The sequence below is a fragment of the Bacillus sp. UNC69MF genome (genome assembly GCF_000746035.1).
Classification (GTDB): domain Bacteria; phylum Bacillota; class Bacilli; order Bacillales; family Bacillaceae; genus Bacillus; species Bacillus velezensis.
This window is the reverse complement of sequence record NZ_JQKM01000013.1, coordinates 16,600-28,670: the sequence shown is the minus strand read 5'-3', so window position 1 is coordinate 28,670 and position 12,071 is coordinate 16,600. Positions and strand designations below refer to the sequence as shown.

At 47.5% G+C, this 12,071-nt stretch carries 8 protein-coding genes; 3 read left to right on the top strand and 5 right to left on the bottom strand.

The window, feature by feature from the left end:
* Positions 1-2 precede the first annotated feature (2 nt).
* Positions 3-518 (bottom strand): type 1 glutamine amidotransferase domain-containing protein, encoded by a 516-nt coding sequence (locus BR62_RS0109805; RefSeq protein WP_003155578.1) that lies wholly within the window; start codon positions 516-518, stop codon positions 3-5.
* A gap of 220 nt (positions 519-738) precedes the next feature.
* Between BR62_RS0109805 and BR62_RS0109800 the strand changes: the two genes are divergently transcribed.
* The 3 genes from BR62_RS0109800 to BR62_RS0109790 all read left to right on the top strand — a co-directional run bounded on the left by BR62_RS0109800 (position 739) and on the right by BR62_RS0109790 (position 7,138).
* Positions 739-5,031, top strand: a complete 4,293-nt coding sequence (locus BR62_RS0109800; protein ID WP_119027121.1) for a multifunctional 2',3'-cyclic-nucleotide 2'-phosphodiesterase/3'-nucleotidase/5'-nucleotidase — start codon at positions 739-741, stop codon at positions 5,029-5,031.
* A gap of 209 nt (positions 5,032-5,240) precedes the next feature.
* Complete coding sequence (locus BR62_RS0109795) at positions 5,241-6,380, top strand: YibE/F family protein (protein ID WP_032870679.1); 1,140 nt, start codon at positions 5,241-5,243, stop codon at positions 6,378-6,380.
* Entirely contained in the window at positions 6,377-7,138 is a 762-nt protein-coding gene (locus BR62_RS0109790) for a YibE/F family protein (RefSeq protein WP_007408500.1), read from the top strand. The genes BR62_RS0109795 and BR62_RS0109790 overlap by 4 nt, the downstream gene beginning before the upstream one ends.
* Before the next feature lie 35 nt (positions 7,139-7,173).
* On the opposite strand, the gene BR62_RS0109785 is transcribed toward BR62_RS0109790, so the two are convergent.
* The 4 genes from BR62_RS0109785 to treP all read right to left on the bottom strand — a co-directional run bounded on the left by BR62_RS0109785 (position 7,174) and on the right by treP (position 11,886).
* A complete protein-coding gene (locus BR62_RS0109785) occupies positions 7,174-7,839 on the bottom strand; it encodes an NAD(P)H-dependent oxidoreductase (protein WP_003155588.1) in 666 nt (221 codons plus the stop codon).
* Between the two features lie 132 nt (positions 7,840-7,971).
* Entirely contained in the window at positions 7,972-8,688 is a 717-nt protein-coding gene (gene treR, locus BR62_RS0109780; RefSeq protein ID WP_032870678.1) for a trehalose operon repressor, read from the bottom strand.
* A gap of 21 nt (positions 8,689-8,709) precedes the next feature.
* Entirely contained in the window at positions 8,710-10,395 is a 1,686-nt protein-coding gene (gene treC, locus BR62_RS0109775; RefSeq protein ID WP_032870676.1) for an alpha,alpha-phosphotrehalase, read from the bottom strand.
* A gap of 75 nt (positions 10,396-10,470) precedes the next feature.
* Positions 10,471-11,886 carry a PTS system trehalose-specific EIIBC component gene (gene treP, locus BR62_RS0109770; protein WP_032870674.1) on the bottom strand — a complete coding sequence of 472 codons (1,416 nt, stop codon included), beginning with the start codon at positions 11,884-11,886 and terminating at the stop codon, positions 10,471-10,473.
* Between the last annotated feature and the right edge of the window lie 185 nt (positions 11,887-12,071).

The window sequence follows — 12,071 nt, the reverse complement described above, 5'->3', positions numbered from 1 at the left end:
TATTACGCAAGCAGTTTTAATGATTCGCGGTTGAATGCCGGTATGTCATCCGGTGTGCGGCTTGTGACCAGCTGGTTCTGGCAGACGACGACTTCTTCATCCACAACATTCGCGCCCGCGTTTTCCATGTCGATTCGGATTGATGTAAACCCTGTCGCTTTGCGCCCGTCCAATGCTTTCGCGTTAATGAGAAGCTGAGGTCCGTGGCAAATGGCGAACACCGGTTTTTTGTCATCCATAAACGCTTTGGCAAATTGGACGAAACGGTCATCCGCACGCAGCATATCAGGCGAGAATCCGCCCGGGATCAGCAATGCGTCAAAGTCTTTCGGATTCACATCATCGATGGACGCGTCTACTTTCACTTCCGCTTCCCCTTGTTTGCCTTTGACTGTTTTTCCTTTTTCCTGTTCAATTACGGTTAATTCATGACCTGCATCTTTAAAAGCTTTCGCAGGTTCAGTATACTCGACATCCTCAAAATAATCCGTTAATACAACTGCAATTTTTTTACCCATAGTTACTACCTCCTGCTTGATGAAGTCTACATAAATCCATGTACCCCAGCCACACTAACATCAAACATAGGTAACGCGTTTGCCGCTCATCCGTTTTACATAGGTCATTATCCTCATTTTTCATCTTTTTACAAGAATCATCATGAAATCTATATGAACTTTCACAAAATATTCTTACAATGGTACTGCATGACAAAATTTGTTGAAAGGTGGAGAACAGGTGAGAATACAGAAAAGACGATGCAGCGTCAATATGACACTCCGTATTCTGCTGCCCCTAGTTATGATACTTAGTCTAATCCTCCCAACATCACCCATTAAAGCAGAAGAAAACAAATCCTCCAGTGTGAATCTCAGCATTTTAGCCACAACTGACGTTCACGCTAACATGATGGACTACGATTACTACAGCGACAAACCGACAACGGAATTCGGGCTGGCCCGAACGGCTCAGCTTATTGAGAAGCACAGGCGCGAAAACCCGAATACGCTGCTTGTCGATAACGGAGACCTGATTCAGGGGAATCCCCTCGGAGAATACGCCGTAAAATATGAGAAAAATGATATTATTTCAGGCGCAAAGACCCATCCGATCATTGAAGTGATGAACAGTCTGCATTATGACGCAGGAACACTCGGCAATCATGAATTTAATTATGGGCTTGAATTTCTGGACGGGACAATCAAAGGCGCTGATTATCCGATCGTTAACGCCAATGTGAAAACATTAAGCGGCGAAAACCGTTATACGCCTTATGTCATAAAAGACAAAACCGTCACGGATGAAAACGGCGGCAAGCATCAGATAAAAGTCGGCTACATCGGCTTTGTTCCTCCCCAAATCATGACGTGGGATAAGAAAAATCTCGAAGGCCGCGTTCAGGTCGAAGACATTGTGGAATCCGCAAAGAAAACCGTTCCGAAAATGAAAGCTGAAGGAGCCGATATCGTCATCGCCCTCGCCCACAGCGGCATCGAAAAAAAAGCGCAGTCTTCCGGAGCGGAAAACGCCGTTTTTGACCTGGCAACGAAAGTCAGCGGAATTGATGCGATCGTATCCGGCCATCAGCACGGGCTTTTCCCTGATGCCGAATACAAAGGCGCTGATCAATTTGACGTCGATAAAGGCACGATTAACGGCATCCCCGTTGTCATGTCAAGCAGCTGGGGCAAATATGCGGGCGTCATCGACCTCCGGCTTGAAAAAACAGACAGCGCGTGGCATGTGGAAGATGCAAAAGGCAGCATCGAGCCGATTGCCGGCAATGTGACGTCGGAAAACGAAACCGTCGTCAATACCGTCAAAAAAGCGCACGAAGGCACATTGAAATACATCAGAGAACCCGTCGGCCAGACAAAAGCCGATATCAACAGTTTCTTCGCCCAAGTCAAAGATGATCCGTCCATTCAAATCGTAACGGATGCGCAAAAATGGTACGCCGAAAATAAGATGAAGGATACGGAATACAAAGATCTGCCTATCCTCTCGGCGGGCGCCCCGTTTAAAGCCGGCGGGCGGAACGGCTCAAACTACTATACAAACATTTCCGCTGGCGACCTCGCCATCAAAAATATCGGCGATTTGTACCTGTATGACAACACGGTTCAGATCGTCAAGCTGAACGGAAGCGAAGTGAAGGACTGGCTCGAAATGTCCGCAGGGCAATTTAATCAGATCGATCAGGCAAAAGGCGGCAGCCAAGCGCTTTTAAATGACGCCTACCGCTCATACAATTTTGATGTCATTGACGGTGTCACCTATCAGGTCGATGTCACAAAACCGGCGAAATACAACGAAAACGGAACAGTCATTCATCCCGATGCAAGCCGGATCGTCAACCTTTCTTATCAAGGAAAGCCCGTCAGCGCCAAGCAGGAATTTCTGATCGTCACAAATAATTACCGCGCTTCAGGCGGCGGAGGATTCCCTCACTTAAGCAATGATAAAATCGTATACTCTTCTGCCGATGAGAACAGGCAGGTCTTAATGGATTACATCATCCAGCAGAAAACGATTAATCCGCAGGCTGATCATAACTGGTCCATCCTTCCGGTCAAAGGGACAAACCTGACATTTGAATCTTCCTTGGCCGCAAAGCCGTTTGCTGACCGCGCAGATGACGTCGCCTATATCGGTGAATCACAAAACGCGGGCTACGGACAGTACAAGCTCCAATTCAAAGATGATGAACCGGGCACAGATCCGCCGAAAGATGACGCATGGAAACTCACCGTTATGCATACAAACGACACGCACGCCCACCTTGATAACGCGGCGAGGCGGATGACGAAAATCAAAGAAATCAGAAGCGAAACCGACCGCAGCATTTTGCTGGATGCGGGAGACGTTTTCTCAGGCGATCTCTATTTCACAAAGTGGCAGGGGCTGGCTGATTTAAAATTGATGAACAGCATGGGTTACGACGCAATGACTTTCGGAAATCATGAGTTTGATAAAGGCCCGGGTGCTCTCGCCAGCTTCCTGAGCGGGAACGGAAGCGCGGCTGACCCGTCCGGAAAATACAATTTTCAAGCGCCTGACTTTCCGCTCGTCAGCTCAAATGTCGATGTGTCCAAAGAGTCAAAACTCAGACCATTCATGAAAAAAGCAGACACATTTACGGCAGGGAAAAAGAAAAAAGCAGGCATCTATCCATACATTCTGCTTGATGTAAACGGAGCAAAAGTCGCCGTATTCGGCTTAACGACAGAAGATACGTCCGTCACATCAAGCCCGGGAAAAAGCATTGTCTTTCATGATGCCTTCCAATCCGCACAAGATACGGTAAAAGAAATACAGAACAAGGAACATGTCAATAAAATTATCGCCCTGACCCATATCGGGCATCAGCGTGATCTCGATCTTGCCAAAAAGGTAAAAGGCATCGACTTGATCGTCGGCGGACATACGCATACGCTTGTAGATAAAATGGAAATTGTTAAAAACGAAGAGCCGACCATCGTCGCCCAGGCAAAAGAATACGGCGAATATTTAGGCCGGGCAGATGTCGCCTTTGACAAAAACGGCGTCGTCCTGCCGGAACAATCCTCTCTTCAGGCGATTCCGGTGAACGAGCAGACGAAAGAAGACCCGGATCTGAAAAAAGAGCTTGATCCGTTTAAAAAAGAGCTCGTCTCAGTCAAAAATGAAAAAGTCGGCTCAACGAAGGTCGTACTTGACGGCCAGCGCGAGCATGTCCGCTCCAAAGAAACCAATCTCGGAAACTTCATCGCGGACGGCATGCTGCAAAAAGCGAAGGAAGCGGCCGGCGCCCAAATCGCGATCACAAACGGGGGCGGCATCCGCGCAGGCATTGATAAAGGAGACATCACACTCGGCGATGTGCTGAATGTGATGCCGTTCGGCAACACGCTTTACGTCGCGGATTTAACCGGAAAACAGATCAAACAAGCCTTGGAACAAGGGTTAAGCGGAATTGAGGCTCAAGGCGGCGCCTTCCCTCAAGTTGCCGGTTTAACATACACGTTTACACTGAATAAAAAGCCGGGACACCGCGTTCTTCAAGCTGCGGCCGTACAGGATGACGGCAGCGTAAAGCCGATTTCTGATAAGAAGACATACAGAGTCGCCACCAGTAACTTTGTCGGTGAAGGCGGAGACGGATATTCCGTCTTTAACGAAGCGTCCCATAAAGAAGACCTTGGCTTTGTCGACTATGAGGTCTTCACCGAGCAGCTTGAAAAAGCGGGAAAAGCGGTGGAACCGAAAGTTGACGGCCGCGCGCAGGAAGTGTATCTGCCGACGAAACAAAAAAACGGTTCGTGGACGCTTGAAGATGACAGCGCATTTGCCGTTTATGCCAAAAACGCCAACACGCCGATCGTGTATTACGATAAGAATGACGGCGCCAAAAAGCCGATTGATCTCAGCGTGACCAAAAAACAAATCGGCCTGTTAAAGGACAGAACATCGGATTCTTCCCTTACGATCCTGCATGACAAGTTCAGCATGAAAATGCCGATGGCAAACGCTGCTTCAGCTGATACACGATTCGGCGTGACGCCGAAAGGAAAAGTAAGCGGGGCGCTTTCAAATGTATACGACTTTACAATGAAGCAGAAAAACAAAGACATCAAAACATTCAAAGCGCCGGTAAAGCTCACCCTGCGCATTGAGAATACGAAAAAGGCGAAACAGCCGGGCATTTACCATGTAGACCGGAAAAAGAACGTCTATACAAAAACAGACAACGGTTCGGTTTCACACGATCTCGTCACGGGCTATACAAATCATTTCAGTGAATACACCATATTAAACGCAAACACGAAGAGCGCGCCGCCGACAAGCGGAGACCACGGCTCCGGAAAGCAGCCAAGCGGACAAAAACCGTCATCCGGCCCTGCACAGGACGGAGTATCGCCGGGCGGCCTGCTTCCTGATACGGCCACAACGATGTATTCCATCCTTCTTGCCGGGTTTCTCATCAGCGCGCTCGGAACGGCACTGTATCTGCATCAAAGAAGAAAAGCAAAAAAAGTGAACGAAGCATAAAAAGACCGCTTTTATCGTGCGGTTCATCCCAAAAGCTCTCCTGATCTGATTTCAGGGGAGCTTTTTCTCTCGGTCCCCCTCTGAGTCGACAGCCGTACGGCCGAGTGATAAAATATGAACGTTATTCGCGAAAGACTACATCCGCATCGTTTAACACTTCACGGCAGGGCCTCTCTTTCATACGGCGCCGCCTGTTTGGAGGACTTTTTTTGAAGATAACAGGACACAAACGAAACCGCATGTCTTACAAGAAAAAGCTGTTTTACGTGATAACAGCGCTCTGTTTTATCAGCTCGCTCATTTTCGTCACTCACAACGCTTCTTTTTATGAGCGGCCGATTGCCAAAGTGACGAAAACAACATTGGAACATCAGTCTGACGTACAGGACATGCATAAAAACAAAGATAAGATTTTCAATCAGACGATCACTGCCAGACTTGAAAACGGCAGTCAGAAAGGACAGCTCATTCATTTGCCCAATCAGTATTCATCATCCGGAGCGAACGATCAGAAATATTCGATTGGCGATGAAGTATTCGTTTCTATTGATAAAGGGAAACCATCAAACAAGGATATATCGGGAAGCATTATAGATAAAAAACGGGATAAACAGCTTTTGCTGATCGCGTGGGTTTTCATTTTCACCTTGCTTATCGTCGGCAAAAAACAAGGCTTCTTTTCGATCGTCAGCCTGATGTTTAACGCCGTTTTACTGTCGTTTGCATTAGATTTGTACAGGAAGCATCCTAATATAGGGTTAATTTTCATCTGCGGTATCTGTATTCTCATCTTTACTGTCATCTCATTGCTGCTTGTCAGCGGTTTTCACGCGAAAACATACGCCGCCATTGCCGCGACGCTCGCAGGCACTTTCGTTTCCCTGCTGATTACGTATCTGGTGATGCTGGCAACCGGAGAGAAAGGTCTCAGATATGAGGAAATGCAGTATTTAACCCGCCCTTATCACACGGTGTTTATGGCCGGGGTATTTATCGGATCACTGGGAGCGGTTATGGATGTGGCCATTACCATGACGTCATCTGTCTTCGGATTATATGAAGAAAACAACGGTATCTCATTACAAGCTCTCAGACGTTCCGGGATGGAGATCGGAAAAGACATCATGGGGGCGATGACCAACATTCTGTTTTTTGCTTATATAAGCGGCTCTATTCCGATGATGCTTTTGTATTTAAAAAATGATTCCCCGATAGGATTCACTCTTTCTATGAACATTTCCTTGGAAATAGCCAGAGCATTGGCCGGAGGGATCGGAATTGTATTAGCCATACCCGCCAGTCTGTATGCTTCTATCTTTTTTATTAAACGAAAGAAGGCAAGCTCATGAATGTCATCGTAATTCTCGCGGCGATTTTATTTCTATTGATGGTCATCATCGGCGGAAAAAAAGGAGCGAGGTCTTTTATTGCGTTATTCTTAAATTTCGGTGTTCTCTTTCTCACCATCATTTTCATGACAGACCCGCATATCAATCCGATTGTTTTAACATTGCTCTCTTCCGCGGTGATTTGCAGCATTACTCTTTTTTATATTAATGGAGGAAACGTCAAAACCGTAACCGCCTTTATTTCTGCAATGCTGACGATTGTATTGCTGCTGTTTTTTATTATGTCTGTAACAAAACATACTTCGATTCAGGGATTCGGTGAAGAAGAATTGGGTGATATCGGCATATTCACACTGTTTGTCGGGGTGGATTTTGTGAAGGTTACCGCGGCTATGATCATCATGGGCACGATAGGGGCGATTACCGATGTCGCGATTTCCATTACTTCACCCATGCGGGAAATTTACAGTCATAATCCGTCCATGAGCAGAAAAGATCTGTACACATTCGGATTAAGCATCGGGAGAGATATTTTAGGAACGAATACGAATACGTTATTCTTTGCTTTTTTCGGCAGCTATTTGGCTTTAATTATCTGGTTTAAAGACTTATCATACTCAGCTGAAAAAATAGTGAACTCAAAAGTATTCAGTGCGGAAGCCGTTACCATTCTTTGTGCCGGAATCGGGATCGGCATCATCATTCCCGTTACGTCCTGGATCACCGCCTGTTTTTTAGCAAAACCAAATAAACGTTAAAAGCTGCCGGGACACGCCCGGCAGCCTTTTTTATCTTATACCCACTTTACAACGTCTTTTGAGGCAGATCTTGTTTTCGGGCGCGGTTCTCTGACACGGTAGCCGAATGCGGCCATAACAGAGATGTCGAAACTTCCGTTTTCCAGAAGCCCTTCTTCTTCAAGAATCCGGTGAATTTCTTTGTAGTTGAAGCCTTCTACAGGGCAGGAGTCGATTCCGATCTGCGCAGCGGCTGTCATCATATTGCCGAGGGCGATGTAAGTCTGTTTGGATGCCCAGTCAAACAGCGCGCGATCTGATTCTAGCAGATTGAAATCATTTTTCTGAAAGTCTTCCGTTTTACTGATATAGCCTTCATACATATCTTCCGGCATTTTTTTGACTTCCCGCAAGTGGTTTTTGACATAGTCGGCGTCAAAACGGATATCCTTTGCCGTCCGGGCAAGCAGAAGTACGAAATGGCTTGCGGTCGGCAGCTGCTTTTGCGCCCCCCATGTGAACTCGCGGAGTTTTTCACGAAGCTCCGGATTTTGAACGACGACAAATTTCCAAGGCTCCAAACCGAGTGAGCTTGGGGATAATCTTCCCGTTTCTAAAATGAATTCAAAATCGCTTTCTGAAATTTTTTTCTCAGGATCAAATTCCTTTGTGGCGTGTCTGAATTGATACGCTTCGATGATCTGCTGTTTTTTATCTGACATTCATGATCTCTCCTTTTCAATCGTTATGTACTATTGTAGCCATTATTTTTGAAAGTACCAGTACGCACATTTTTGTTGGATAGTATTCATTTTGATACTGACAAAAAAACGGGCTGCCGCGGCAGTCCGTTTTTATTTTTCTCTTCTCGCAAAGTCGACGAAACGGAATTTATCGAGCCTGTGCCGGCTTTCCGTGTACTGAAAGAGGCTGGTATCCTCCAAAAAGACGCGGTTTTTCACGACCGCCATTTGGCTGAATCCGCCGAGATCCAAATACTTCCGGTCCTCTTCCCCCGCCGGCTCCACGACAATTTCCTTTTGCGCGTAGCTGATGGACAAGCCGAGCTCTCCTTCGAGATACTCATAGATCGAACCTTCGCAAATCGCCTTCGTCAATAAAGTCACATGTTTTTTCACAAAGTAATCCTTGTCCAAAATAATATGTTCTCCGTCAATCCGTCTTGATCTGACGACTTCCCACACCTTTTCATCCGCTTCTGTACCAAGCTCTTTTGCGGCTTCTGAGGGAGGCAGGATCAGCCCGAGACGGTGAACCGTCGTTCTCGTCTCTTTTCCGAGCGTTTCCGAAAGCTCTTTGAAGCTGATCAGGCCTGAGACGGGAAAACGCATTTTTTCTCTGTCTAATATGACGGAGCCTTTGCCTTTGATTTTCTGGATGTAGCCGTTTTGCGCCAGCATATTGAGCGCTTTGCGGACGGTTTCTCGTGATGTGCCGTATTGATCGCACAAATCATTTTCAGACGGAAGAACGTCTTCAGCCTTCCGCTGGCCGCTTTCGATCTGCCGCACCATATCTTTATAGATTGTGATGTATTTATTCACTTTCATTTGACCACCCAGATTAGTGTATCACGCTTTTGTCAGATGATAAACGATCGATTCATACGGACGGAGCGTCAATCGTTCCGGCCGCCCTTCCCTCGGTTCATCATTCGTCAGCAGCACCGTAAACCGCCAGCCGTCCGTGTCTTTAAGCGGAACCGTAAAGTCCGCTTCTTTCCCGTAGAAGTTGTTGATGCACAGCAGTTTTTCATCCTTGCCGTGTCTGACGTACGCCAGAACCGCCGGATCGTCTTCAGCAAGCAGCTCAAACGTTCCTTCCGTCACGATGTCATATTCTTTTCTGAGCTTGATGAGCTTCTGATAATGATAGAAAATTGAATCCGGGTCCCGCAAAGCCGCTTCCGCGTTAACGTCCCGATAATCATCCGCCGCCGGAATCCAAGGCGTTCCCGTCGTGAAACCGCCGTGCGGCCCGCTGTTCCACTGAATGGGGGTTCTTGCATTGTCTCTTGATTTCTCTTTTAAAATGGCGATAATGTCTTTTTCGGGCACGCCTTCTTCCTTCATCTTTTTGTAAATGTTCAATGATTCGACATCGCGGTATGAGCCGATGTCATCGAATTTCGGATTGCCCATGCCGATCTCTTCACCTTGATAAATGTAAGGCGTGCCCTGCATCATATGAATGGCCGCCGCCAGCATTTTGGCTGATTTCGTCCGGTATACGCCGTCGTCTCCGTATCTGGATACGGCCCGCGGCTGGTCATGGTTGCACCAGAATAATGCGTTCCAGCCTCCGCCTTTTTGCATCTCCGTCTGCCAAAACGCTAAAATCCGTTTCAGCTTCAGAAAATCAAACGGAGCGAGCGCCCATTTTTCACCATTCGGATAATCCACTTTTAAATGATGAAAGTTAAAAGTCATATCGAGTTCTTTATTCTCAGGGTTTGTGTACCGGATGCAGTGGTCAGCCGTTGTCGAGGACATTTCACCGACCGTCATGCTGTCATATTTCGAAAACACTTCCCGGTTCATCTCATGGAGAAATTCGTGCACGCGCGGCCCGTCCGTATAATAAGGGCGCCCGTCACGCCCATCTTTGGCATCAGGAAACGATTGGTCTTTAGAAATGAGGTTGATCACATCCAGCCGGAAGCCGTCGATCCCTTTCCGGAACCAAAAATGCATCATGTCGTAAACCTGTTTTCTCATCTCTTCATTTTCCCAGTTCAAATCGGCCTGCGACACATCAAATAAATGCAGATAGTGCTGGCCTGACGCCGGGTCGAGCTCCCAAGCGGAACCGCCGAATTTTGATTCCCAGTTGTTCGGCGCCCGGCCGTCTTCCTTTCCGTCTTTCCAAATGTAAAAATCCCGATACGGACTGTCGGGTGACGAGACCGCTTCTTTGAACCACCGATGCTCGACTGATGTATGGTTTACGACAAGATCCATGACGACCTTGATTCCTCTTTTGTGCGCTTCATCGATAAGGCGTTCAAAATCCTCCATCGTTCCGTATTCTTCATAAATGGTGCAATAATCGCGAATGTCATAACCGTTGTCATTCTGCGGCGAATCGTAAATCGGCGTAAGCCAAATGACATCAATTAAAAGCTTCTGCAAATAATCAAGCTTCTCGATAATACCGTTCAGATCACCGATCCCGTTTCCCGTCGTATCATTAAAGCTCTTCGGATAAATTTGATATACCGCTGCCTTTTTCCACCATGGTGTGCTGTCTGTTTTCATTTTTCTTCACCGCCTGTAATGTTTTGAATTGAAATGGAAAAGGGACAGCCTGATAGAAGGCGCCCCGCAGTTTTTCTATTTTTGCCGTTTCAGCCGCGCATACCCGTATGTTCCCGCAAACGGGAGAATCAGCACGATCAGCATTCCGATCGCAAACGGCCCCCAGTACTGACTCATAATGGAGAAGATCCCCGGCACGCCGCCGACTCCGACCGAGCTTGCGAGAACGCCTTTGACGGAGATGAACATCCCCGCGATTCCCGAACTGATCATGGCAATCACAAACGGAAATTTGTAACGAAGATTCACGCCGAAAATCGCCGGCTCGGTAATGCCCAAATATGCGGAAATGCCGGCCGTCAGTGAAAGCCCCCGCTGTTTTTTATCTTTTGTAATCAGCATCATGGCCAAAGCCGCCGATCCTTGAGCGATATTTGACAATGCGAGCATCGGCCATAAAAATGTGCCGCCGAGCTTTGATCCGATTAATTGAAGATCGACCGCGAGAAACGTATGGTGCATCCCCGTGATCACAAGCGCCGAATACAGCCCTCCGTACAGCAGGCCTCCGATGGCGGAGAATTGTCCGAAAACGGCAATCAATCCCGCCGTCAGCGCGTTACCGATCGCAAAGGTAATCGGACCGATGATGACAAAGGATAGAAAACCGATGACCAAAAGCGTCACCGGCGCGACGACCAACAGCTGAATGCCCTCCGGCGTCCGTTTCGTCAAAAAGAGCTCAAGCCTGGCAAGTAAATAAGACGCCAGCAGAATCGGGAGCACCTGACCTTGATACCCGACTTTCTGCACCTCAAGGCCGAACAGGTTCCACACCGGAATATCGCCGCTCTGCTCGGCAGCCCCGTAGCCCCATGCGTTTAACAGATCAGGATGCACCAGCATCAGCCCGAGCACGATACCCAAGAGCGGGCTTCCTCCGAACCGCTTCACTGCCGACCAGCCGATTAAAGCCGGCAGAAAAGCGAAAGCCGTCCCCGCGATCAGATTAATCATATTGGCGAGATCCGCCCATTGCGGATACACTTGGACAATCGATTTCGTGCTGTAGAAAATGCCTTCCGCCGTTAAGATATTGTTCAGACCCATTAACAGCCCGGCCGTGACGATCGCCGGCAAGATCGGAATAAAGATGTCCGCAAGCGTTTTCACAGCACGCTGTAAAGGATTCATGTTTTGCGCCGCCGCCTTCTTCACGTCATCCTTGGACGCTTCACCCATCCCCGTTTCCTTCACTAATTCCGCATATACTTTGTTGACCGTCCCCTGCCCGATCACGACTTGAAACTGCCCGTTTACCGCAAAAGATCCTTTGACAATGTCTATTGCATCAAGCATTTTTTGGTTTACTTTGGTTTCATCTATTAATGCAAACCGCAAACGCGTCACACAATGAGTCGCCGCCTCAATATTTTCGATTCCGCCGACAGCTTCAGCGATCTGCCGCGCAGCCCGGTTAAACTCACCCATGCCATCCCCTCCGTAACCGTTTTCATTTTGTCTTACAAACTTGTATATACATGTTTATGACTCTATTGTAATGATGTATATACATGTCGTCAATCTATTTTTATAGCGCTTTCATCACAAATATACTGCGAAAGACCCTGAAACAAAAAAAGCCCCGCCGGAACCGGGCCTTGACTTCTTGTTTA